This window comes from Microbacterium sp. (genome assembly GCF_035687345.1).
Classification (GTDB): Bacteria; Actinomycetota; Actinomycetes; order Actinomycetales; family Microbacteriaceae; genus Microbacterium.
In genome coordinates this window covers 1-22,231 of record NZ_DASRXZ010000071.1, presented here as the reverse complement: position 1 = coordinate 22,231, position 22,231 = coordinate 1, and the positions used below count along the sequence as shown (strand labels likewise).

Below are 22,231 nucleotides of genomic sequence, written 5' to 3'. Positions count from 1 at the left end.
CGCGGCTCGCGGTCGTCGGAGTCGTCGGGGGTGGGGCTCGGAGCCTGATCGGCCATGGCTCCATTGTCGCACCCCTGCGAGAGGGGCGCCTCGCTACGCGGCGATCAGCGACAGCACGTGCTCGACGAGCGTGATGAGCGTCGCCTTGGTGGACGCGCGGTCGCGCGCGTCGCACGCCACGATCGGAACCTCGGGGCGAAGGGACAGGGCTTCGCGGATCTGCTCGGACGTGTAGCGGTACTCGGCGCCGAACACGTTGTGGGCGACGATGAACGGAACTCCACGCGCCTCGAAGTAGTCGATCGCGCCGAACGAGTCCGCCAGCCGGCGCGTGTCGATCAGGACGACCGCGCCGATCGCACCCTGCGTGAGGTCGTCCCACATGAACCAGAACCGGTCCTGACCGGGCGTGCCGAACAGGTAGAGGATCAAGTCGGAGTCCAGCGAGATGCGCCCGAAGTCCATCGCGACCGTGGTCGTCGTCTTGTCGGGCACCGCGGACAGGTCGTCCACCCCGACACTCGCCGACGTCATCACCGCTTCGGTGGTGAGCGGCTCGATCTCGGAGACCGAGCCGACGAGCGTCGTCTTGCCGACGCCGAATCCTCCGGCGATGACGATCTTCGCCGAAAGGGTCGCCTGACTGGTGTCGGGGCTCACGTCCTCTGTCCTCCTCTACAGCTTTCGCAGTCCGCTCAGCACGCGCTCGAGAAGCGCCGCGCCGGGGGCGGACTCTGGTTCTGCCTGCGTGTGCACCCTCACGACGCCCCGCTCAACGAGGTCGCCGATGAGCACCCGCGTCACGCCGATCGGGATCCGCACGAGCGCCGCGACCTCGGCCACCGAGCGGCTCTCGCGGCAGAGCTCGGCGATCGACCGCTCCTCCGGCGAGAGCCCGTGGCCCTCGAGTGCGCGAAGGTCGGTGTGGACCAGCGCCTCAAGAGGGTACACGCGGGAAGGCGCCGTGCGCCCACGGGTCAGGGCGTACGGCCTGACCAGCGTCGGCGGCGGAGGGGGCTCGGCGGTGCTCACGATCACTCCTGATTCATCCTGCCCTGTCAGGTGCCGGACTGAGCCGTGCGGATCTCGGGCGTGAGCGCGGTCGCGACCCGGGCGATGAGCAGCTGCATCTGGTACCCGACCTGACCGAGGTCGCACTGCGGGCCGGCCAGAGCCGCGAGGCTCGAACCCTCGCCCACCGACATCACCACGAGGTATCCGCCGTCCATCTCCACCACCATCTGGTGGACCTGGCCGGCTCCGAGAGCGCGCGCGGCGCCCTGCGTCAGGCTGGTGAGGCCCGAGGTGATCGCCGCCAGCTGGTCGGCGCGGTCGGGCGGGAACGCAGCGGAGCGCGCCATCGGCAGGCCGTCGGCGGACACCAGGATGGCGTGCGCGACGTCAGCGGTGCGCTGGGTCAGGCTGTCGACCAGCCAGTCGAGGTTCGCAGGAGCAGTCGTCACTCGTCTTCCCCTCTCTGGGATCGGAAGTATCGGGGGGCCGGAGTCGGCGTGGGTTCGGGCGTCGGGTCGGGAGCGGCGTCACCGCGTGCGCGGCTGACCCCACGCTGGAAGCTTGCCAGAGCGCCGCTCCGACGCGGATCCACCGTGGGCTGCGGCGTCGGCGCGGGCTGGCTGACGGCCGGTGCCGCGCCCGGCACGAGGTGCTGCCCGGGGACGCGCTTGGGGAGCCCGCCGGCGGTGACCAGCTCCGGCTCCTCCGGACGCTGGAAGACCTCGGCCGCGCGCTTCCAGCCGTCATCGCCCGGCGAGGACCACTTCTGCGCGCCGTCCGGCTCGTCCGCCGGTCCTCCGCGGAGCGTGCCGAGCGAATGACCGCGTGTGAACCACGCGGACCGGAGCGCCGCGAAGATCGGCGTGTCGCGGGCGTCGGCGCCGTCGTCCTGTGCGAAGGACGGCGGTGGCGTCGCATCCGCTGCCGCGTTCACCGGCTCCAACGGGCGAGCCGACTCGATTCGCGGCTCGGGTGCCGGCGCCGACTCCGTCTGGACGACGGGCACCGCACCCGTCGGCGCGACGGCGGGAGCGGGAGCAACGACAGCCGCAGCGGACGCCGAGTCGCTCGACGCGAGCGTCTGAACGACCGGCAGCGGCTCGGTCCGGCCCGTCGCGAGGGCGCTCGAGGGGATCCGCACGCGCGCGACGATGCCGTGCGGCGTGCCCGTCCGAAGCGACACCGTCATGCCGTGGCGATCCGCCAGGCGGGCGGTCACGACCAGGCCCATCATCCGCGCGACGTCGGCGTCCAGTCCGCTCGTGCTCTTCAGCTTGGCGTTGGCCGCGAGCAGCTCTTCCGGCGTCATCCCGAGACCGAGGTCGACGATCTCGACGACGAGCGGCTCATCCGCATTGCGCGGGAGCGTGCGGACCACCACCGGCGTGTCCGGCGGCGAGAAGTTGGTCGCGTTCTCGATCAGCTCGGCAAGGAGGTGCACGAGGTCGCCGGCGACCGAGCCGCGAAGCTCACCGGCATCCGTCGAGTCGAGCTCGACCCGTGCGAACTGCTCGATCTCGGATGTCGCGGCACGGAGCACGTCGTGGACGGGCACGTTGCCGCGCGCCGCCTGCGGCGTGTCGCCGCCGGCGAGCACGAGCAGGCTCTCGTCGTTGCGACGCATCCGGGTGGCGAGGTTGTCGAGCTGGAACAGGTTCGAGAGCTGGTCCGGATCCTGCTCGCCCGCCTCGAGCTGCTCGATGAGGCGCAACTGGCGTTCGACCAGGTTCTGGCTGCGGCGCGAGAGGTTGACGAACATGCGGTTGACGTTCGCCCGCATGAGCGCCTGCTCGCCGGCGAGGCGCACCGCCTCGCCGTGCACCGCGTCGAAGGCCTCCGCGACTTCACCGATCTCGTCTCGCCTCTCGACGTCGATCGGCTGCACCGACGTGTCGATCGGACCCTCGGCGTTCTCGATCCTCTTGACCCGCTCCGGCAGCGTCCTGCCGGCGATGTCGAGCGCGGCGCGGCGCAGCCGGATCAAGGGCTGGAGGATCGACCGGGTCGCGAGCAGCGTGACCACGAGCGCGAGGATGAGCACCCCGCCGACGATGGAGGCGGTCAGGATCGCGGTCTGCTGCGCGGACTGACGGGCGTCCGACACGTCGGCGGCCAGGTCGTCGGCGGCCCGCACGATGACCTCCTCGAGGTCGGCGACGTATCCCTGGTAGAGCTCCAGCCACGCGAAGAGCGTGATGTTGAGTCCGTCCAGCCCGCCGTCCGCGACGACCTGATCCATCACGTGCAGCGGGTTCAGCCTGCTCTCGGGATCGCGGTCGGTGAGCTCTGCGAAAAGCTCCGCCGACGCCGGCGAGGCTCCCGCGAGGAACTCCGCGCTCGCCTCGTCCCACACGCTCTGGGCTCCGGCGAGCTGCATCAGCTCCTGCGCGCTGATCTCCCCGGTCATGAGCGCCTGGCTGATCACCACGCGCACCGTGCCGAGCACCTCGGACGCCGTCCGAACGTTTCCGAGCGCGTCGGTCTGCCGGTAGATCGACGGGTCGCCGAGCGCCGGGAGCCGGGAGGAGAGCCCGAACAGCAGGTTGAGCAGGTCCGTGTACGCGGCGACCGCCTCGAGCTGCGTGTTCGGCTCGACGATCTGCTCGCGCAGCGTTTCGATGTCGTTCAGCGAGCTTCTCGCGGCGGCGAGGTCCGCTTCGAGCTGGGGGTCTTGCGAGGCGTCGACGTCGGCCGCCACCTGGAGCCACATGTCGATCGCCTCGTCGGTCTGGGCACGGATGCGCTCCTTCGTCGCATCCGGGATCGCGGCATTCGCCGCTTCACGCTCGCGCGTCAGCTGGATTCCGAGGCGGAAGCTCTCGGGAAGCGCGTTCGCGAGGCTCTCCGCACGCGCGGCCGCCGTGCTCGCCGCGACGGCGGTCTCCACGCGCAGCACGCCCAGCACGAGCGCGGCGATCATGGGTATCAGCAGAACGGCGATCAGGCGCGGTCGGATGCCCTGCCACCACTTCCGCTTGACGGCGGTCTGGCTGGTCGGCTCGGCCATAAGTCCCTTCCGGCGATGACTTGTGACCGAGATCGGCCGGCGCCCGGGGGCAGCGCCGTAGTCACGCCTCCGTCAGCGGCCGCTCATTCGGGGGGTGTCGCAGGCAAAACGGGTGTCATACCTTCGGCGCTGACGGTTGAATGGGATAATAGGCCACTTCGTTGGGAATGGCTTCCCCTGTGAGCGGTTCCATCGTCTATATTGCGCGGTCTCAGGCCCTCAGCGGAAGCAGCGGAGAGAGGTCGGCCCGCACTCCGGATGCGACGATGCGGCCTGCGGAGACGGCATCCGTCCACTCCTCCTGGCCCGTCGCGACCGCGATCCACGTCGCCGGATCGGTCTCCACGACGTTCGGCGGAGTGCCTCGCGTGTGGCGCGGACCCTGGAGCACCTGCACCGCCCCGAAGGGCGGAACGCGCACCTCGACGGAGTTGCCCGGGGCCTTCTCCGCGAGCAGCTGAAGCAGGTAGCGCACCGCCGTCGCGAGGTCGGTGCGGCCGGGATCCCCGCTCGCCACGGCGGCGAGCGCGTCGCGGCCGTCGTCGGTCGAGATCTTGCGCGCCATGGCTCCACGCTACGCGTCGAAGCGCCGGGCTCAATCCCCTCGCGCGCGGTCGCAACGGTCCGAATCGCGCGATCCGGCCCGGCGCATCGACGCCCGGCCGTCCACAACCGCCCCCGGGCCACCTCAGCCACGCGGGCTAGGCTGGGCCGGGTGAGAATCCTGGTCCTCGGCTCGGGCGCGCGCGAGCACGCCATCATCCTCGCCCTCCGCTCGGAAGAGGTGGATCACGAGATCTTCGCCGCCCCCGGGAACGCCGGCATCGCACAGGACGCGACGCTCGTCGCGCTCGACGCGAACGACCCCGCCGGTGTGACGCAGTTCGCCCTCGACAACGCGATCGACCTCGTCGTCGTGGGGCCGGAGGCACCGCTCGTGGCGGGCGTCGCCGATGCGGTGCGCGAACGCGGCATCCCCGTCTTCGGCCCGGGCAAGGCGGCCGCCCAACTCGAGGGTTCGAAGACGTTCGCGAAGCGCATCATGGACGCCGCGGGCGTGCCCACGGGGCGCGCCGTGCGCGCGACGAACCTCGCCGAGGTCGAAGCGGCGTTCGACCGGTTCGGCGCCCCGTACGTGGTCAAGGCCGACGGCCTCGCGGCGGGCAAGGGCGTCATCGTCACGAGCGACCGCGACCCGGCTCTCGCCCACGCCGCCCAGTACCTGCCGACCGGTGCCGTGCTCGTCGAGGAGTACCTCGACGGCCCCGAGGTGTCGCTCTTCTTCCTGTGCGACGGGGACCACGTGCTGCCGCTGAGCCCCGCCCAGGACTACAAACGCCTGCGCGACGGCGACCACGGCCCGAACACCGGCGGCATGGGCGCGTACTCGCCGCTGCCGTGGCTCGACGGCCGGTTCGGCAGCGAGCAGGAGTTCGTCGACCTGGTCACGCGCGAGATCGCCGAGCCCGTGATCCGCCGGCTCGACGACGAGGGCACGCCGTTCATCGGCCTGCTGTACGCAGGACTCATCGTGACGGATGCCGGTGTCAAGGTCATCGAGTTCAACGCGCGCTTCGGCGACCCGGAGACCCAGGTCGTGCTACCGCGCCTCGTGGACCCGCTGTCGGAGCTGCTGCTGGCCGCGGCATCCGGTCATCTCGAAGACCACCCGCGCCCTGCGTTCGCGGAGGCGACCGCCGTCACCGTCGTCCTCGCGAGCGAGGGCTATCCCGAGGCTCCTGCCACGGGCCGGCTCATCGGCGGGCTCGATGCGGCGGCGTCGGTCGAGGGCGTGCACCTCGCGCACGCGGCGACGACCGAGACCGAGGCGGGGCTCGTCGCATCGGGCGGGCGCGTGCTCAACGTCGTCGCGCTCGGAACGACGTTCGCCGAGGCGCGTCAGCGCGCCTACCGTGCGATCGCGGAACTCGAGCTGGAGGGCGGGCAGTATCGCACCGACATCGCGGAGCGCGTCGTCGAGCACTGACGCCCCTCCGGGCACGTCCCCGTGGACAGACGGGTGGCGGCTCTGCCCGTCGGATAGGGACGTGGGCGGGTTCATCCTCGACGGCGGGTGCCTTCCGGCGCAGTGAGCCTCCGCGGCCGGTGGCTGAGACCGCGCGGCCCACGCCCATGGGCCTGTGGTTGGCTGGATGCATGGCCGATCCGCAACCCCTTCCCACGCGCGGTGGCGACGCCGGGCGCTTCGTCAGAGAGGGCGGCCGCAACCGATTCACCGCCCGCGGGGCGACGGTCGTGCGCGTCGAGCGTGTCGCGCCGCCCATGATCCGCGTGACGGTGACCGGGCCCGAGTTCGCCGACTTCACGAGCACGGGCCCCGCCGACCATGTGCGCGTCTACTTCCCGGATGCCGCGACCGGCGAGCTCGTCGCCCCCGAGCCGGTCGGACCGGGCGAGGACGGCATCGTGCGCCCCGATCGCGCCGCGATCGCGCGCGACTTCACGCCCCTCCCGCGCCGCGTGGGCGACGGGATCGAGGTCGACCTCGACTTCTTCACGCACCCCGACCCGGGCCCCGCATCCGCGTGGGCGGAACGCGCGAACGTCGGCGACCGCATCGTCGTCGTCGGACCGCGTGGGTCTCGCCGCGCCCCGCAGGACATCGACGGTCTTCTGCTGCTGTGCGACGAGACGTCGCTCCCGTCGGCGAGCCGCTGGATCCGGGACGTCCCGCGCGGCACGACCGTCGACGTGATCGCCTCCGTGCACGGAGACGGCGGGTGGGTGGCCGGCTACCTCGGTGACGTCGACGGCGTCGACGTCAGACTGCGCACGGTCGACACGGATGCCGCGCCCGACGTGCTCGTCACGGCGCTGCGCGACCACGGCCCGGTGGGCCAGGGCACCTTCGTGTGGGCGGCGGGCGAGGCATCCGGTCTCGTGGAAGTCCGTCGCCACCTGCGCCGCACGCTGGGCCTTCCGAGCAATCAGGCCGTCGTGAGCGGCTACTGGCGCAAGGGGGTCGTCGCATTCGACCACCACGCGCCGATCGATCCGTTCGATCCGGACTGAACCGGGGCGACGGGCGCGTCAGCGATCGTCGCGCGTGCGAAGCCCCTCCGGGCGCTTCAGGAACAGCACCGCCGCGACGCCGATGAGCATGACCGACGCGGGCAGCAGTGTCGTCTGGGCCATCGCTGCCGAGAAGGGCTCGGCGACGATGCTCGGGAGCGCGCCGCTCCCGATGCCCGCCGGCGCGTCGTCGATGCCGGGGATGTTCGCCTCGAGGCGGCCCTGCATGAACGCGGCGATCGCTGCCGAGCCGAGCACCGAGCCGATCGTGCGGGTCGTGTTGTAGATGCCGGCACCGGCGCCCGCCTGCCGCGGCTGCAGATTGCGCGTGGCGGTCGTCGCGAGCGGTCCCCACATGCCCGCCTGGCCGATGCCCATGAGCGCGGACGGCAGCAGGTACATCCAGATCGGGGTGTCGACGTTCATGAGCGCCGCATACCAGAACAGCGATGTCGACACGATCAGCATGCCCGGGACGAGCAGGAAACGCGGGTCTGTGCGGTCGAGCAGGCGCCCCGCGAACGGCGAGAGCACGCCCGCCGCGAGCGCCATCGGCACGAGCAGCAGCGCGGACTCGGTCGGAGTCAGACCGCGTGCGAGCTGCACGAAGAACATGAGCGGCAGCGACATGCTCGTCACGGTGAACCCCACGGTCGCGATGCCGACGTTCGCGACCGAGAAGTTGCGTTCGCGGAACAGAGCCATCGGCACGAGCGCCTCGCTCTTCGTGCGGAACTGCTGCCAGATGAACACGGCCATCACGACGACGCCCGCCGCGATGAGACCCCACACCCACGCCGCCCAGTCGAAGTGCTCCCCCTCCTGCAGGCCGAACACGATGAGGAAGAGCGCGACCGCGGACAGCATGACGCCGACGACGTCGAACCGGTGGCGGTGAGTCTCGAGTCTCGGCACCAGGATCATCGCCATCACGAATCCGACGACGCCGACGGGCAGATTGACGAAGAAGATCGACTCCCAGCCGAAGGCGTCGACGAGGAGTCCGCCGGCGAGCGGGCCGACGAGCATCGCGACACCGGATGCCCCGCCCCACAGGCCCATCGCCGCACCGCGTCGATTCGGCGGGAACGTGCGTGTGATGATCGCCATCGTCTGCGGTGTCATGAGGGCTGCACCGAGGCCCTGCGCCGCACGGAACACGATGAGCATCTCCAGCGTCGCCGACAGGCCGCAGCCGAGTGAGGCGAGCGTGAAGACCGAGAGCCCGACGAGGTAGATCGTCTTGGGGCCGAACCGGTCTCCGAGGCGTCCGGTGATCAGGAGCGGCACGGCGTACGCGAGAAGGTATGCGCTCGTGACCCACACGACGTTGTCGAGGTTGTTCGTGTCGGGGTCGAGCGCCGCCTTGATGGCGGGGTTAGCGACCGACACGATCGTCGTGTCGACGAGGATCATGAAGAAGCCGATGACGAGCGCCCACAGAGCGGCCCACGGGCTGCGCTCCGGCGCGCCTGTCCTCCCTCCGTGAGGCGGGGACCCGTGCGCCGTGCCGGGGTTCGTCGCGGAGCTCGGGGGAGCGTCGGTCATCGCCGGGCAGCCTCTCTCTGATGCAGGTAGCGTTCCGATGGCACATCCGGCGCACCCCAGTCGAAGTCCGGCCTGTCGAGGCGCTCGAGGGCATCGTCGAGCCATGCGAGCTCGGCTGCCGTCATGGCCGCACCGCGCTCGGCCTCGAGCAGGTACTGCTCGGGAACGGACTTCGTACGCGCGTGTCCGAGCCCCGCGGCGAGGTCGCGGTGGGACGCGGCGAGCGCGTCGCGGCGGGCCCTCAGCAGCGCGACGGCCTCGTCGCGCTCGAGGTTGTGCGCCTCCGACAGCGCGACGCGGAACTCCTCGGGGCGGTCGACGCGCGGAAGCTCGCGGCGCACCCACTCCACGACGGCTTCGCTGCCCGCATCCGTCAATGCGTACGTCGTGCGCTCGGGGCGACGGCCCTCTCGGTCGATGCCGACCTCGGCGAGCAGCCCCAGGCGCTCGAGCCGGGCGACCGTGTGGTACACGGAGCCGTGGGTGACGGACACGAGCCGGTCGTGGTGGCGCATGCGCATGAGCCGGATCATCTCGTACGGATGCATGTCGCCCTCGCGCAGCAGAGCGAGCACCATGACGCCCAGCGGCGTGAGCCGATCGACGACGTCGCGCATGCGAGAGCTCTCCGGAGGTGCGATTGTTCCGTGCTGATTAGTCCACGTGGACTATACGCCGTGTCGGATGATCCCGCTACCGTGGCCGGATGATCACCGGAATCCACACGATCGTCTACAGCGATGACCCACCCGCAACCCGCGCGTTCTTCCGCGACGTGGTCGGCTGGTCGTTCATCGAGACCTCCCCCGGGTGGCTCATCTTCTCGCAGGGCCCGACCGAGGGCGGCGTGCATCCGCGCACGTGGCCCGGTCAGGAGGAGCCGTACGACCAGCGCCACGAGCTGTCCTTCATGTGCGACGACCTCGACGCGACGATGGCCGACCTCGCTTCGCGCGGCGCCACCTTCGAGGGCGAAGTGTGGGAGCGCGAGTACGGACGCGGCGTCGAGCTCGAGGTTCCCGGCATCCCGCCCGTGATGCTCTACCAGCCGTCGTACGCGCCCGCGTGGGAGGCCGCCGAGGTCGCCGCAGTCGGCGAGTGAGGGCGGCGGGCACCAGCCGCGATAATGGGCGGGTGACGGATGCCTCTCCCACCCCGCTCGACCTCGACGGCTGGCGCCACGTGTACTCGGGCAAGGTGCGCGACCTGTACGTGCCCGCTGACACTCCCGAAGGCGGGCGTGCCAAGCGGATGCTGGTGGTCGCGAGCGACCGTGTGAGCGCATTCGACCACGTGCTGTCGCCCGGCATACCCGGCAAGGGCGTGCTGCTCACGACGCTGAGCCTGTGGTGGTTCGACCAGCTGGCGGGAGCGGACGGCGGACGCTCCATACCGAATCATCTCGTGCCGTCGCGGGTCCTCACGCTCGGCCCCGATGGGATCCTGAACACTGCAAACGATGTCGTCTCGCTCATCCCCGAGGCTGTGGTCGGCCGTGCGATGGTCGTGCAGAGCCTCGACATGCAGCCGATCGAGTGCGTCGTGCGCGGGTACCTCACCGGGTCCGGATGGGCGGAGTACGTTGCGGAGGGCACGGTGTGCGGCATCCGTCTGCCCGAGGGCCTGTCGAACGGCGACCGCCTGCCGGAGCCGATCTTCACGCCGGCGTTCAAGGCGCCGATGGGTGAGCACGACGAGAACATCTCCTTCGAGCGCACGGTCGAGATCGTCGGCCGCGAGCGCGCCGAGGAGCTGCGAGAGCTGTCGCTCGAGATCTATCGCCGTGCGGCGCGCACCGCCGAGTCGCGCGGACTCATCCTCGCCGACACGAAGTTCGAGTTCGGGCTCGACGAGAACGGGGTCATGACCCTCGCCGACGAGGTGCTCACGAGCGACTCGTCGCGGTACTGGGACGCCGCCGCGTGGGAGTCGGGGAAGACACCCGAGGAGCGCATGGCGAGCTTCGACAAGCAGATCGTGCGCGACTGGCTCGCCGCGAACTGGCCCTCACCGCGTGTCGGCGAGCCGCCGCGCCTGCCCGACGAGGTGGTCGAACGCACGGCCGCGCGATACCGCGAGCTGCTGGAGCGGCTCACCGGCTGACCGCGCCCATCAGGGCATCGGCCGACGCGGATGCCGCACACGCGGCGCGTGCGATCGCTCTCAGCGAACTCCCAGTTATCGTTTCCTCAGCACTCACCCGATCTCCCCGCTAAGGAGCGATATGCCCATCTGGACTCTGCACGGCAACGGCCGGACGGTCGAACCCGGAAAGGTCGTCAAGCCCGAGGAGCGCCTGAACTGGGGCGCCACCGTCGCGATCGGCGCGCAGCACGTCGTCGCGATGTTCGGGGCCACCTTCCTCGTGCCGGTGCTCACCGGCTTCCCCGTGTCGACGACACTGCTCTTCTCGGGCATCGGCACGCTCCTGTTCCTGATCATCACGCGCAACAAGCTGCCCAGCTACCTCGGCTCGTCGTTCGCGTTCATCGCACCGGTGACCGCCGCCACGGCGACGGCGGGAATGGGCTCGGCGCTCGCCGGCATCGTCGCGGTCGGCATCCTGCTCGCGATCGTCGGCTTCGTCGTGCAGTTCGCGGGCATCGGGTGGGTCGACAAGCTCATGCCCCCGGTCGTCGCGGGCACGATCGTGGCGCTCATCGGCTTCAACCTCGCCCCGGTCGCGTGGACGAACTTCGCGCAGGCGCCGGTCACCGCATCCGTCACGCTCATCGCGGTCATCCTGTTCAGCGTGCTGTTCCGCGGATTCCTGGGACGGATCTCGATCTTCCTCGGCGTCGTCGTGGGCTACATCGTCGCGATCATCCTCGGCGAGGTGGACTACGCACCGGTCGAGGCCGCGGCGTGGGTGGGTCTGCCCGAGTTCCACATCGCCGACTTCGCCTCGCCCGGCACGTGGGCGGTCATCGCGATGTTCCTGCCGGTGGTGCTCGTGCTCATCGCCGAGAACGTCGGCCACGTGCGCGCGGTCGCGACGATGACGGATGCGTCGGTCAACCGCCACACCGGCCGCGCGCTCATCGCCGACGGCGCCGCGACGACGATCGCCGGCTTCTTCGGCGGCTCGGGCACGACGACGTACGGCGAGAACATCGGCGTCATGGCAGCGACCCGCGTGTACTCGACCGCCGCGTACTGGGTGGCGGGCGCCGTCGCGATCCTGCTCGCGATGTCACCGAAGATCGGCGCGATCTTCAACACGATCCCGGCGGGTGTGCTCGGCGGCGTCACGACGGCGCTGTACGGCCTCATCGGGATCATCGGCATCAAGATCTGGGTCGACAACCGCGTGGACTTCTCACGGCCCGTCAACCAGTACACGGCGGCTGTCGCGCTCGTGATGGCGATCGCCGGGTTCACGATGCAGTGGGGCGACTTCCAGCTCGGTGCGATCGTGCTCGGCTCGGCCGCGGCGCTCGTGATCTATCACCTCGGCAACGCGATCGCCCGCTGGCGCAAGACGGGTGCCGACGACGGCGGCCCGATCCCCGCGGTCGGACAGCTCGGGGGCGACCCGCAAGACGTCAAATAGCACGCACTCGTCTGCCGCGTGCCGGCATCCGGTCGAGCGCACGACTTCGCCACGTCGGCAGGTCGTGCGCTCGACGGTGAGTCGTGCACTCGGCGATCATGTTTCTGGCGAAAGGGGAATGAACCCCGGATGCCGCCCGTTATCCATTCATATGCATAAGATGCTCGCGACTCCCGACCGCCTCGCCGCCGACACGGCGATGGGCCCCGTGACGCTCCTCGTGGGCGACCTCGACGGCATGACGCGCTACTACCGCGACGTCGTGACGCTGCAGGTGCTCGCCGCCGAGGGCGACACGGTGACACTGGGTCGCGCGGGTCGTCCGATCGTCGTGCTGAAGCACGAGCCCACGCTGCGCCACGCCACTCCGGGCTCGGCGGGGCTGTACCACACGGCGATCCTGTTCGAGTCGCAGACCGCGCTCGCCGCGGCGCTGTACTCGGTCGCACGCCACGCACCGGGGACGTTCGCGGGGTCGGCGGACCACCTCGTGAGCCAGGCCTTCTACTTCACCGACACCGAGGGCAACGGCATCGAGCTGTACTGGGACCGCGATCGCACCGAGTGGTCGTGGGTCCACGGCCAGGTCGAGATGGCGACGCTGTTCCTCGACCCCAACGCGTTCCTGAGCGAGCACCTCACCGAAGAGGCTGCGCTCGGCGCGACCGCGGCGGATGCCGCATCCGTCGGTCACGTCCACCTGTCCGTCGGCGACGTCGCGAGCGCACGCGCGTTCTACGTCGACGCGCTCGGGTTCGATGAGACGGCTTCTCTCGGCAACCAGGCGATCTTCGTGAGCGCGGGCGGCTACCACCACCACATGGCGATGAACGTGTGGAACTCTCGCGGCGCCGGCCCCCGCATGCCCGCCCTCGGGCTCGGCCGCGTCGACCTCGACCTGCCGGATGCCGACGCGCTCGGGGCCCTCGAGGAGCGGTTGAAGCACCACGGGTTCGAGGTGCGCGACGACGGCCGCACCCTGTCGTTCGACGACCCGTGGAACAACGCGATCCTCGCGACGGCCCCCGGACGCTGATCCGGCGCGGCTTCCGCCTCAGGCACGCGCGACGGTCGCGCGGACTCGACCGGCCGTCCGGTCAGGCCGACTCGCGCACGATGAGCTCGGTCGGCAGCACTTGCGCGTGAGGCGGGTTGCCGCCGGCGAGTAGCTCGAGCAGCGCGCTCGCCATGCGCTCGCCCTGCTCGAACGAGGGCTGCCGCAGCGTCGTGAGCGCGGGCGTCACGCTCGTCGCGACGGGGGAGTCGTCGAACCCGATGATCGCGATGTCGTCGGGCACACGGATGCCGGCGCGGTGCAGGATCTCCAGTGCACCGCGCGCCATGAGGTCGCTCGCGATGAACACCGCCTCGGGCCGTTCGCCCGCGTCGAGGATGCGCTGCATCGCCTCGGCGCCGCCGTCGGCCGTGAAGTCCCCGTCCTCCACTGCGACCTCTTGCAGACCGGCATCGGCGAGCGCGGCACGGAAGCCCGCGAGCCGGTCGATGCCCGCGGGCATCGTGAGCGGACCCGTGATCGTCGCGATGCGGGTGTAACCCTTGCCGAGCAGGTACTCGGTCGCGCGCCGGCCTCCGGCGGTGTTGTCGACGTCGACGTAGTGGTCGTTCGGCCGCTCCCGCACGGGGCGACCGCCGTAGACGACGGGCACGCTGCTGACGATGCGATCGATGAACGTGTCGCTCGTGTGGTGCGACACGATGATCGCGCCGTCGACCGCACCGCTGCGCACGTAGCTCGTGGTCTTGTCGCCCGGGTCGTCGCTCGCGATGAAGAGGTTCAGCACGTAGTCCGAGCGGCTGAGGCGCGCGTTGATGCCCGACACGATGGCCGCGAAGAACGGGTCTCCGAAGAACCGGGTCGTGTCCTCCGGCACGACGAGCGCGATCGCATGGGTCTGCCTGCTCGCGAGCGAGCGGGCGGCGCGATTCGGCACGTAGTTCAGCTCGGCGATGGCGCGGCGCACCGCCTCGAGCGCGGCGGGACTCACCGCCGTCGAGCCGTTGACGACCCGCGACACGGTCGATCGTGAGACGCCGGCGGCCGCCGCGACCTCCTCGATCGTGACCTGCCCGCGCGCGGTATCCGTACTCATCGAACCCGCCCTTCGTGCTTCGGGAGACTCAGTCTGCCGTGCTCTCCGCGTCGAGCGCACGCTGGGCGATGATGCGGCTGTACAGCCGGCCGCTCTCCTTCACCGTGCGTTCCTGCGTGTCATAGTCCACGCGCACGATGCCGAAGCGCTTCTCGTACCCCCACGCCCACTCGAAGTTGTCGAGCAGCGACCAATAGAAGTATCCACGCACGTCGACGCCCTGGTCGATCGCATCGAGCGTCGCGGCGAGGTGCGCCCGCACGAAGTCGGCGCGCTCGGCGTCGGGGATGATCTTCTCGCCGTCGCGCTCGACGACGACGTCGTCGTACGCCGCGCCGTTCTCCGTCACGTACATGGCGACACCCGCGGGCGCCGCGTACTCGTCGCTCACGCGCACGAGCAGGCGGGTGAGCCCCTCGGGCTGCACCTCCCAGAACATGGGTGTGCGCGGCAGGCCACGATCGTGCCAGTGGACGTCGTCGGCGGCCGGGAACGGCGACTCGGCGCGGCGGTCGGTCGGCGCGTCCCCGCCCGTGATCTCCTCGGTCGCCGGGTGCCCGCTGACGTAGTCGCCGTGGTAGTAGTTCACCCCGAGCGTCGTGATGGGCGTCGAGATCGTCTCGAGGTCGCCCGGCTTCGTCGCGTCCTCGAGAGCGGCGATCGCCTCGGGGTGGACGGCGCGGATGTCGTCGACGACGTCGGTCGGATACTCCCCCCGGAAGATCGGGTCGAGGAACCAGCGGTTGAACTGCCCGTCGATGCGGCGCGCCGCGTCGAGGTCGGCGGGGTCCGTCGGATCGACCGGGTCGGCGATGGTGAGGTTCAGGGTGACGCCCAGGTTGAGCGACTCGTCGCGGGCACGCAGCTCTCGGATGACCTGGCCGTGGCCGAGCAGCAGGTGGTGCGCGGCGAGCACGCCCTCGGTCACGCTGTAGTGCCCGGGCGCGTGGATGCCCGCGGTGTAGCTGAGGAACGACGAGCACCACGGCTCGTTCAGGGTCGTCCACACCTTGACCCGATCGCCGAGGGCGTCGTGCATGTCGAGCGCGTACTCGGTGAATCGGTCGGCCGTCTCACGGACGGTCCAGCCGCCGCGGTCTTCGAGCGCCTGCGGAAGGTCCCAGTGGTAGAGCGTCAGCCACGGGAGGATGTCCGCCTCGAGCAGCTCGTCGACGAGACGCTGGTAGAAGTCGACGCCCGCCGAGTTGAGGGCTCCGCCGTCGGGGCGCACTCGGGACCACGACGTCGAGAAGCGGTAGGTCTGCAGGCCCATGCGCTTCATGAGTGCGACGTCGTCGCGGTAGAGGTGGTAGTGGTCGCACGCGACATCGCCGTTGTCGCCGTTGATCACGGCACCGGGCACCCGGCAGAACGCGTCCCAGATCGAGGCTCGTCGGCCGTCTTCGAACGCGGCCCCTTCGATCTGGAAGGCGGCGGTCGCCGCGCCGAAGAGGAACCCGTCGGGGAACGCGCGTCGCTCGGTCTCGGCCATGGGAGCGGAGTCTTCCTGGAACTCGATGGTCATGTGTGTCCTCAGTATCGGTGAGTGCGCTCTTCGAGTCAGCCCTTGACAGCACCTGCCATGATGCCGCTGACCAGCTGCTTTCCGGCGAAGATGAACAGCAGCAGGAGCGGAATCGTGGCCAGGACGACGCCGGCGAGCACGATCGAGTAATCGACGAAGTAGTTGGACTGGAGCAGTGAGAGCGCGACGGGAAGCGTCGGGTTCTGCCGGTCCAGCACGATGAACGGCCAGAAGAAGTTGTTCCACGCGCCCACGAATGTGAACAGGAACAGCATCGCGGCGGCAGGGCGCGCGGCGGTCACGCCGACGGTCCAGAACGTGCGGATCATCGACGCGCCGTCGACGCGGGCCGCTTCGATGAGCTCGTCGGGCACGGCCTGTCGCAGATACTGCGTCATCCAGAACACGCCGAATGCGCTCGTGAGTGCGGGGATGATGATCGCGCCGATCTGGCCGGTCCAGCCCAGCTCGGCGAACAGGATGTAGAGCGGCACCACCCCGAGTTGCTGCGGGACCGCCATCGTCGCGACGACGAAGACCAGGAGCGCGGGCCCGCCGTGGAACTTCAGCTTGGCGAAGGCCCATCCGGCGAGGGTCGACGTGATGACGACTGCCGCGGCGATGAGGAACGAGCTGTAGATCGAGTTCCACAGCGCCGGCCAGAAGTTGACGGCCGGGTTGGTGACGACGGATGCCGCGTTCGACCAGAAGTTGCCGCCGGGGATCCACGTGAACGGGCGCCGGAGCGACGACGCGTCGCCCGAGCCGATGACGAACGACCACCACAGCGGGAAGGCACCCGTGGCGAAGACGACCGTGAGGAGCGCGTAGACGATCCACCCGGGTCGGGATCCGCGGATGCGGATGGTGCGCGCGCCGCGACGGCGCTGCTTCTCGTTCGGGATGTTCTCCTCGACCACGGCGAGAGGCGTGGGGGTTCCGAGCGTGCTCATCGCGTGGCCTCCTTCACGTTGTTCTTCGCCTGTCTGGCCAGCTCCTTCTCCTGTCGCTTCGTCAGCTCACGACGCAGTCCTTCGTCGCGCACGAGCGAGCGCGTGATGAGGAGGTTGATGAGGCCGATGAGCAGGATGATGACGAACAGGATCCAGGCCATCGCGGCCGCGCGGCCGAAGTTCCACTGGCCCCAGCCGATGTCGTACAGGTAAAGCGTGATCGTGAGCCACTGCTGGCCCGCCCCGCCGCGGCCGAACTGGTCGAACACGCGAGGTTCGTCGAAGATCTGCAGGCCGCCGATGGTCGACGTGATGATGACGAAGATGAGGGTGGGGCGCAGCGACGGCAGCGTGATGCTGAAGAACTGTCGCACGGGGCCGGCGCCGTCGACGGTCGCCGCCTCGTAGTAATCGCGGTTCACGGCCTGCATCGCCGCGAGGAGGATCAGCGCGTTGTAGCCGGTCCAGCGGTAGTTGACCATCGTGGCGATCGCGACGTGACTCCAGAAGGGGTCCTTGTGCCACGGGATGCCCTCGAGCCCGAGGTTGCCGAGCCACGTGTTCACGAGGCCGAAGTTGTCGGCGAAGATCGCCGTGAAGATGAGGCCGACGGCGACGGGCGCGACGACGAAGGGGAGCAGGACGCTCATGCGCCAGAACGTCTTGGCGCGGATGTTGCGGTCGAGCACCGCTGCGATGAAGATCGCGAGGATCAGCTGGGGGATGCTCGAGAGCAGGAAGATGCTGAAGGTGTTGCGCAGCGCCGTCCAGAAGTGGGGCTGCGTCAGGATCCAGATGTACTGGTCGAAGCCGATGAAGGTGCCCGAGTTGCGCACCAGATCCCAGTCCATGAACGAGATCACGGCCGTGTAGGCGATCGGGAACAGGCCCACGATCGCGAACACGATGAAGAACGGCGAGATGTACAGGTAGGGCGAGATCTTCAGATCCCACTTGCTCAGCCGCTGCGAGAACGAGATCACTCGGGGCTGTCGAGGGGCTTCCGGAGTCTGCGCGCGCGTCTCCGGCCGCGATGCGGTGGTGGTCACGGTCGTCCTTCTCGGGTTGGTGCAGGGAGCGGGGTGCGGGCGGGGCGAGCCGCCCGCACCCCGTCGGGTGTCAGAAGGCCGAGACCTCGGTCACCCAGTTGTCCCAGCTGGTCTCCTTGTCTTCGAGGCCGTCGAAGACGCGGGTCACAGCGTTCTGAAGGGCGTCGTGGAACTGGAAGTACTTCGGGCCCTTGTACGGCGCGACCGTGATGGCGTTCGCACGGTTGGTGAGGATCTCACCGGTGGGCGCGTCGTTGAAGTACGCGTTCGTGGCCGCCGCGAGCTCGTCGCTCTCGAGCGCCTCGACCTGGCTCGGGAAGGTGCCCGCGTTCTCGAACGCCTTGAGCTGCGTCTCGGGCGAGGTCAGCCACGCCGCGAGCTGCGACGCCGCCTCGACGTTCTCGCCGTTGGCCGGAACGACCAGGTACGAGCCGCCCCAGTTGCCGCCGCCGCCGGGGAAGGCGTCGGCGATGTCCCAGCCGGTGGTGTCGGGCGCGTTGCCCTCGATCACGCCGAGCATCCAGCCCGGGCAGAGCATGGTGGCGAACTCGCCGCTCGCGAGCGAGGCGAACCAGTCCTCGCTCCACTGGCCGGCGTAAGCCGCGATCGGCACGGCGCGGTCGACGACCGTGTCGTAGGACTCGCGCACCTCGGGGTTCTCGGTGGCGATGATCGTGCCGTCCGGCTCCTCGTAGGTGTACTCGATCTGGTTCATGATGCCCTGGAGCACCGCGTTGGCCGAGTCGACGAACGGCTTGCCGGTCGTCTCCTTGTACTTGTCGGCGACGTCGAAGAACGCGTCCCACGTCGGGAACAGCTCGCCGACGGACTCGCGGTCGGTCGGCAGGCCGGCGGCCTCGAACAGGTCGGCGCGGTAGCAGATGCCCTGCGGGCCGATGTCGGTGCCGTAGGCGACGAGGTTGCCGTCGCCGTCGGTCGCAGCCGCTTCCTTCCAGTCGAGCCAGCGGCCCTTGAGGCTGTCGTCGGCCGGCGCGAGCAGGTCGGCGTACTGCATCATCTCGGCGAACCAGTCGATCTCGACCGCCTCGACGTCGGCGAGGCCCGACTTGCCGAGCTTCTGGAAGAAGTTGGCGCGGGCGTCGTTCGAGGTGGCCGCCTTGTTGTGGACGACCTTGATGCCGGTCTCCTCGGTGAACTCGGCGAGGAGCTCATCGGTGTAGCCGAAGTCGTTGAAGGTCGCGAGGGTCAGGGTGACCTCGCCGTTGTCGTCGGACGACGGCGTTCCGCCGCCGCTCCCCGCGCAGCCGGCCAGCACGATGGCGGAGGCCGAGAAGGCCGCAACCGCCACGGCGCCCCGGCGGAAGGCACGTGAGTTCACTGTCACTCCTTTGTGTTGTCAGGGTGTGTGTTGCAGGTGGTCGGTACCGGCAGCGCCGGGACCCGGGTGCGTCGCGTGGGAGCGTTCCCATCGGACACCCCGACCGTATGAGAACGCTCCCATGGATGTCAAGGGAGCGCTCCCACAGCATGGTCACGGTTTCGTCACGGCCTCGACACGACTCTGTGGAGCAACAGCGACCGGATGCCGCGGGCAAGCGCGATCCCCGCAAAACCGCGCCCGCGGGTCGCCTAGACTGGGACCGACCCCTCCCGCGACATCCGGCGTTCCGACTTTCGCTGCGCTCGTCGCCCAACGACCGATAGCCGGCGGCCCGCCGCCGCCCGGAGGACCATATGCCCACCATCGTCGTCGACGTCATGCCCAAGGCCGAGCTGCTCGACCCGCAGGGGAAGGCCGTCGCCGGCGCCCTGCAGCGGCTGGGCGTCTCGGAGTTCAGCGGCGTCCGCATCGGCAAGCGCTTCGAGCTCACCGTGGACGGCGAGGTCGGCGAAGAGACGCTCGCGACCGCGCGCCGCATCGCGGACGAGATCCTCTCGAATTCCGTGATCGAAGACGTCGTGGGCATCGAGGTCGTCGAATGACCGCTCGCATCGGGGTCATCACGTTCCCGGGGTCGCTCGACGACCGCGACGCGCAGCGGGCGATCCGGATCGCGGGCGCCGAGCCGGTCGCGCTGTGGCACGGTTCGCACGACCTCGAGGGCGTCGACGCGCTCGTGCTCCCCGGAGGCTTCAGCTACGGCGACTATCTGCGCGCCGGAGCGATCGCGGCGCACGCGCCGATCATGGCCGAGGTCAAGGACGCCGCCGCCAAGGGAATGCCCGTGCTCGGCATCTGCAACGGCTTCCAGATGCTCGTCGAGGCGCACCTGCTCCCGGGCGGCCTCATCCGCAACTCCCACCAGCAGTTCATCTGCCGCGACCAGGTCCTCCGCGTCGAGAACGCGTCGACCGCGTGGACGAGCGAGTTCGAGCAGGGCCAGGAGATCGTGATCCCGCTCAAGAACGGCGACGGCGGGTACATCGCGGATGCCGAGACCCTCGCCCGCATCAACGGCGAAGGCCTCGTCGCATTCCGTTACGCGGGCGTCAACCCGAACGGCTCGCTCGACGACATCGCGGGCCTCACGAACGAGCGCGGCAACGTCGTCGGCCTCATGCCGCACCCCGAGCACGCGGTCGAGCCCGGCTTCGGTCCCGACACCAGCGCCGCGATGCGCTCCGGCGTCGACGGGCTGAGCTTCTTCCGCTCGGCGATCTCGGCCGTGGTCGGCGCCGCGGCCTGAGCCGCCGCATCCGCCCCGCGCTTTCTGGCGATTCGCCAAGAAATGCCCCGTCGGGCGACACTTTCTGGCGAATCGCCAAGAAGGGTCATGTCGTGCGTACTTTCTGGCGAATCGCCAAGAAATGCCCCGTCGGGCGACACTTTCTGGCGAATCGCCCATGTGCGCTCACTCGGCCCTTCTTGGCGAGTCGCCACGGAGGGCTCGGTCACACGACACTTTCTGGCGAGTCGCCAAAAAGGGCGACGCCGACCGGGCGGGTCAGACGGTGCCCGCCGGGGGCCACACCCCGATGATGATCGCCATGATGAGCACCGTCACGAGCTCGTGCGCGATGTTGAGCACCGTGAGGCTCGACGGTCGTCCCTCGAAGACGTCATGCACGATGAACCGACCCGCGGTGAAGCCGGCCCACAGCGTGACCGACGTCACGATCGCGGCCCACAGGTAGCCGCCGCCGTAGAAGTGCCACGCGATCGTGGTCGCCCCCGCGAGCACCCACGCGAGCAGGAACGACAGCGCGATCGCGACGATGATCGGCACCCACGCGCCGATGTTCGTGTCGGCCGGGGTGACCTTCGCGAGCTTCATCCACCGCGCGCCGAAGACCTTGGGCGTGTACCAGATCGACCCCACGATCATCGACGAGAGCGTGGCGAGCAGCACGGCCCAGTAGTTGATCTCGGGAATCATGAGTCCTCCTCGGCTCGATGCGCGTCGGGTCCGACCATACGCCCGAAGGTTTCCGCAGAGTGGGCAGCCGCGCCGACCCCGCTCGCGGCGCGGATAGCGTGGAGGGCGTGAGCCGTGGCATCCGTCTGACCGTGACCGTCCCGTCCGCCGACTTCGCAGAATCGCTCGGCGATGTTCCCGAAGGCGTCGACGTGATCGTCTGGGACATGACGGATGCGGCGCCCCGCGAGCGCCTCGACATCGTGGTTCCGCCGTACATGAGCGTCGGGCGTACGCTGCACCACCTCGAGGGTGTCGACGTCGGACTCGTGCAGGGCCAGTCGATCGGCTACGACGGCATCGAGCAGCGGCTGCCGCGGGGACTCGTGTTCGCGAACGCGTCGAGCGTGCACGAGGCGTCGACGTCGGAGCTCGCCCTCGCGCTGACGCTCGCGGCGCAGCGGCACATCCCCTCGTTCGTGCGGTCGCAGAGCGAGGGCCGGTGGGCGCCGGAGTTCGCCGACAGCCTCGCAGACCGCCGCGTGCTGCTGCTCGGCTACGGCGGCGTCGGCAAGGCGGTCGCGGCACGGCTCGCGCCGTTCGAGGTGCACGTGACGGCTGTCGCCTCGCGCGCCCGGGTCGAGGACGGGGTCGCGGTGCACGGCGTCGACGAGCTCCCCGAGCTGCTGCCCGCGGCCGAGATCGTCATCGCGACGCTCCCCGGCGGCGATGCGACGAAGCACATCGTCGACGACGCGTTCCTGGCCGCGCTGCCCGACGGCGCGCTGGTGGTGAACGTCGGTCGCGGACCGCTGATCGACACCGATGCGCTCGTCGATCACGTCCGCCGCGGGCGGATCCGTGCGGCGCTCGACGTGACCGACCCCGAGCCGCTGCCGGAGGGGCATCCGCTGTGGTCGCTTCCGGGCGCCCTCATCGTGCCGCACGTCGGCGGCGCGTCGAGCGCGATGCGGCCGCGCATGGCTCGCCTCGTCCGGCGGCAGATCGACCGGATGCTCGCGGGCGAGCCCCCGCTCAACGTCGTGATCGGCGGCTGAGGAGCGCTCCGCGCCGAGCGCCGAGCCCCGACGGCGTCAGGCCGTGAAGACGGCGTGCACGTC

22 protein-coding genes are annotated in these 22,231 nt (G+C 69.9%); 9 read left to right on the top strand and 13 right to left on the bottom strand.

From position 1 onward, the window contains the following. Nucleotides 1–93: 93 nt before the first annotated feature. From VFF97_RS08485 to VFF97_RS08465, 5 genes are all read right to left on the bottom strand, one after another. Nucleotides 94–621 carry a GTP-binding protein gene (locus VFF97_RS08485; RefSeq protein ID WP_414684240.1) on the bottom strand — a complete coding sequence of 176 codons (528 nt, stop codon included), beginning with the start codon at nucleotides 619–621 and terminating at the stop codon, nucleotides 94–96. 54 nt (nucleotides 622–675) lie between these two features. Continuing rightward, nucleotides 676–1,032, bottom strand: coding sequence for a DUF742 domain-containing protein (locus VFF97_RS08480; RefSeq protein ID WP_325033060.1), 357 nt, complete (start codon nucleotides 1,030–1,032; stop codon nucleotides 676–678). 26 nt (nucleotides 1,033–1,058) lie between these two features. Beyond that, on the bottom strand, nucleotides 1,059–1,463 hold the full coding sequence (locus VFF97_RS08475) for a roadblock/LC7 domain-containing protein (protein WP_325033059.1): 405 nt from the start codon (nucleotides 1,461–1,463) through the stop codon (nucleotides 1,059–1,061). Next, nucleotides 1,460–4,021, bottom strand: a complete 2,562-nt coding sequence (locus VFF97_RS08470; protein WP_325033058.1) for a nitrate- and nitrite sensing domain-containing protein — start codon at nucleotides 4,019–4,021, stop codon at nucleotides 1,460–1,462. Before VFF97_RS08470 ends, VFF97_RS08475 begins: the two co-directional genes overlap by 4 nt. Nucleotides 4,022–4,232: 211 nt before the next feature. Beyond that, entirely contained in the window at nucleotides 4,233–4,586 is a 354-nt protein-coding gene (locus VFF97_RS08465; RefSeq protein ID WP_325033057.1) for a sterol carrier family protein, read from the bottom strand. Nucleotides 4,587–4,736: 150 nt separating this feature from the next. Here VFF97_RS08465 and purD point away from each other — a divergent pair, with 150 nt between their 5' ends. Together purD and VFF97_RS08455 are read left to right on the top strand one after the other, a co-directional pair. Next, nucleotides 4,737–6,008 (top strand): phosphoribosylamine--glycine ligase, encoded by a 1,272-nt coding sequence (purD, locus tag VFF97_RS08460; protein ID WP_325033056.1) that lies wholly within the window; start codon nucleotides 4,737–4,739, stop codon nucleotides 6,006–6,008. A gap of 170 nt (nucleotides 6,009–6,178) precedes the next feature. Further along, nucleotides 6,179–7,054, top strand: a complete 876-nt coding sequence (locus tag VFF97_RS08455; RefSeq protein ID WP_325033055.1) for a siderophore-interacting protein — start codon at nucleotides 6,179–6,181, stop codon at nucleotides 7,052–7,054. An 18-nt stretch (nucleotides 7,055–7,072) separates the two neighbouring features. Here VFF97_RS08455 and VFF97_RS08450 read toward each other — a convergent pair whose 3' ends face one another. Together VFF97_RS08450 and VFF97_RS08445 are read right to left on the bottom strand one after the other, a co-directional pair. Beyond that, nucleotides 7,073–8,602 carry an MFS transporter gene (locus VFF97_RS08450; RefSeq protein ID WP_414684239.1) on the bottom strand — a complete coding sequence of 510 codons (1,530 nt, stop codon included), beginning with the start codon at nucleotides 8,600–8,602 and terminating at the stop codon, nucleotides 7,073–7,075. Next, the gene (locus tag VFF97_RS08445) at nucleotides 8,599–9,219 is read right to left on the bottom strand and encodes a PadR family transcriptional regulator (protein ID WP_325033054.1); all 621 of its coding nucleotides are present in this window, start codon (nucleotides 9,217–9,219) and stop codon (nucleotides 8,599–8,601) included. The genes VFF97_RS08450 and VFF97_RS08445 overlap by 4 nt, the downstream gene beginning before the upstream one ends. Before the next feature lie 89 nt (nucleotides 9,220–9,308). Between VFF97_RS08445 and VFF97_RS08440 the strand changes: the two genes are divergently transcribed. The 4 genes from VFF97_RS08440 to VFF97_RS08425 all read left to right on the top strand — a co-directional run bounded on the left by VFF97_RS08440 (nucleotide 9,309) and on the right by VFF97_RS08425 (nucleotide 13,191). After that, a complete protein-coding gene (locus VFF97_RS08440) occupies nucleotides 9,309–9,704 on the top strand; it encodes a VOC family protein (RefSeq protein ID WP_325033053.1) in 396 nt (131 codons plus the stop codon). Nucleotides 9,705–9,736: 32 nt separating this feature from the next. Beyond that, nucleotides 9,737–10,705: a phosphoribosylaminoimidazolesuccinocarboxamide synthase gene (locus tag VFF97_RS08435; RefSeq protein ID WP_325033052.1), complete on the top strand. Its 969-nt coding sequence runs from the start codon at nucleotides 9,737–9,739 to the stop codon at nucleotides 10,703–10,705. A 121-nt stretch (nucleotides 10,706–10,826) separates the two neighbouring features. Further along, nucleotides 10,827–12,155: a uracil-xanthine permease family protein gene (locus tag VFF97_RS08430; protein WP_325033051.1), complete on the top strand. Its 1,329-nt coding sequence runs from the start codon at nucleotides 10,827–10,829 to the stop codon at nucleotides 12,153–12,155. A 151-nt stretch (nucleotides 12,156–12,306) separates the two neighbouring features. Continuing rightward, on the top strand, nucleotides 12,307–13,191 hold the full coding sequence (locus tag VFF97_RS08425) for a VOC family protein (RefSeq protein WP_325033050.1): 885 nt from the start codon (nucleotides 12,307–12,309) through the stop codon (nucleotides 13,189–13,191). A 61-nt stretch (nucleotides 13,192–13,252) separates the two neighbouring features. On the opposite strand, the gene VFF97_RS08420 is transcribed toward VFF97_RS08425, so the two are convergent. The 5 genes from VFF97_RS08420 to VFF97_RS08400 all read right to left on the bottom strand — a co-directional run bounded on the left by VFF97_RS08420 (nucleotide 13,253) and on the right by VFF97_RS08400 (nucleotide 19,132). Further along, nucleotides 13,253–14,266, bottom strand: coding sequence for a LacI family DNA-binding transcriptional regulator (locus VFF97_RS08420; protein ID WP_325033049.1), 1,014 nt, complete (start codon nucleotides 14,264–14,266; stop codon nucleotides 13,253–13,255). Between the two features lie 28 nt (nucleotides 14,267–14,294). Beyond that, nucleotides 14,295–15,791, bottom strand: coding sequence for a GH1 family beta-glucosidase (locus VFF97_RS08415; RefSeq protein WP_325033048.1), 1,497 nt, complete (start codon nucleotides 15,789–15,791; stop codon nucleotides 14,295–14,297). A gap of 35 nt (nucleotides 15,792–15,826) precedes the next feature. Next, on the bottom strand, nucleotides 15,827–16,744 hold the full coding sequence (locus tag VFF97_RS08410) for a carbohydrate ABC transporter permease (protein ID WP_325033047.1): 918 nt from the start codon (nucleotides 16,742–16,744) through the stop codon (nucleotides 15,827–15,829). Further along, on the bottom strand, nucleotides 16,741–17,793 hold the full coding sequence (locus VFF97_RS08405) for a sugar ABC transporter permease (RefSeq protein ID WP_325033046.1): 1,053 nt from the start codon (nucleotides 17,791–17,793) through the stop codon (nucleotides 16,741–16,743). The genes VFF97_RS08410 and VFF97_RS08405 overlap by 4 nt, the downstream gene beginning before the upstream one ends. 70 nt (nucleotides 17,794–17,863) lie before the next feature. Further along, the gene (locus tag VFF97_RS08400; protein WP_325033045.1) at nucleotides 17,864–19,132 is read right to left on the bottom strand and encodes an ABC transporter substrate-binding protein; all 1,269 of its coding nucleotides are present in this window, start codon (nucleotides 19,130–19,132) and stop codon (nucleotides 17,864–17,866) included. Nucleotides 19,133–19,488: 356 nt separating this feature from the next. Here VFF97_RS08400 and purS point away from each other — a divergent pair, with 356 nt between their 5' ends. Both purS and purQ read left to right on the top strand, forming a co-directional pair. Then, nucleotides 19,489–19,737 carry a phosphoribosylformylglycinamidine synthase subunit PurS gene (gene purS, locus VFF97_RS08395; protein WP_325033044.1) on the top strand — a complete coding sequence of 83 codons (249 nt, stop codon included), beginning with the start codon at nucleotides 19,489–19,491 and terminating at the stop codon, nucleotides 19,735–19,737. After that, a complete protein-coding gene (gene purQ / locus VFF97_RS08390) occupies nucleotides 19,734–20,441 on the top strand; it encodes a phosphoribosylformylglycinamidine synthase subunit PurQ (RefSeq protein WP_325033043.1) in 708 nt (235 codons plus the stop codon). Before purS ends, purQ begins: the two co-directional genes overlap by 4 nt. A 258-nt stretch (nucleotides 20,442–20,699) precedes the next feature. Here the strand turns inward: purQ and VFF97_RS08385 are convergent, their stop codons facing one another. Next, nucleotides 20,700–21,131 carry a DUF1761 domain-containing protein gene (locus VFF97_RS08385; RefSeq protein WP_325033042.1) on the bottom strand — a complete coding sequence of 144 codons (432 nt, stop codon included), beginning with the start codon at nucleotides 21,129–21,131 and terminating at the stop codon, nucleotides 20,700–20,702. A gap of 107 nt (nucleotides 21,132–21,238) precedes the next feature. On the opposite strand from VFF97_RS08385, the gene VFF97_RS08380 reads away from it, so the two are divergent. Next, entirely contained in the window at nucleotides 21,239–22,168 is a 930-nt protein-coding gene (locus VFF97_RS08380; RefSeq protein ID WP_325033041.1) for a 2-hydroxyacid dehydrogenase, read from the top strand. The last annotated feature ends 63 nt before the right edge of the window (nucleotides 22,169–22,231 follow it).

What these genes read in the sequence shown, in the direction of transcription:
- VFF97_RS08470 (WP_325033058.1), bottom strand. Translation starts at nt 4,021, where the DNA reads ATGGCCGAGCCGACCAGCCAGACCGCCGTCAAGCGGAAGTGGTGGCAG.
- VFF97_RS08465 (WP_325033057.1), bottom strand. Translation starts at nt 4,586, where the DNA reads ATGGCGCGCAAGATCTCGACCGACGACGGCCGCGACGCGCTCGCCGCC.
- VFF97_RS08455 (WP_325033055.1), top strand. Translation starts at nt 6,179, where the DNA reads ATGGCCGATCCGCAACCCCTTCCCACGCGCGGTGGCGACGCCGGGCGC.
- VFF97_RS08450 (WP_414684239.1), bottom strand. Translation starts at nt 8,602, where the DNA reads ATGACCGACGCTCCCCCGAGCTCCGCGACGAACCCCGGCACGGCGCAC.
- VFF97_RS08445 (WP_325033054.1), bottom strand. Translation starts at nt 9,219, where the DNA reads ATGCGCGACGTCGTCGATCGGCTCACGCCGCTGGGCGTCATGGTGCTC.
- VFF97_RS08440 (WP_325033053.1), top strand. Translation starts at nt 9,309, where the DNA reads ATGATCACCGGAATCCACACGATCGTCTACAGCGATGACCCACCCGCA.
- VFF97_RS08430 (WP_325033051.1), top strand. Translation starts at nt 10,827, where the DNA reads ATGCCCATCTGGACTCTGCACGGCAACGGCCGGACGGTCGAACCCGGA.
- VFF97_RS08425 (WP_325033050.1), top strand. Translation starts at nt 12,307, where the DNA reads ATGCATAAGATGCTCGCGACTCCCGACCGCCTCGCCGCCGACACGGCG.
- VFF97_RS08420 (WP_325033049.1), bottom strand. Translation starts at nt 14,266, where the DNA reads ATGAGTACGGATACCGCGCGCGGGCAGGTCACGATCGAGGAGGTCGCG.
- VFF97_RS08415 (WP_325033048.1), bottom strand. Translation starts at nt 15,791, where the DNA reads ATGACCATCGAGTTCCAGGAAGACTCCGCTCCCATGGCCGAGACCGAG.
- VFF97_RS08410 (WP_325033047.1), bottom strand. Translation starts at nt 16,744, where the DNA reads ATGAGCACGCTCGGAACCCCCACGCCTCTCGCCGTGGTCGAGGAGAAC.
- purS (WP_325033044.1), top strand. Translation starts at nt 19,489, where the DNA reads ATGCCCACCATCGTCGTCGACGTCATGCCCAAGGCCGAGCTGCTCGAC.
- purQ (WP_325033043.1), top strand. Translation starts at nt 19,734, where the DNA reads ATGACCGCTCGCATCGGGGTCATCACGTTCCCGGGGTCGCTCGACGAC.
- VFF97_RS08385 (WP_325033042.1), bottom strand. Translation starts at nt 21,131, where the DNA reads ATGATTCCCGAGATCAACTACTGGGCCGTGCTGCTCGCCACGCTCTCG.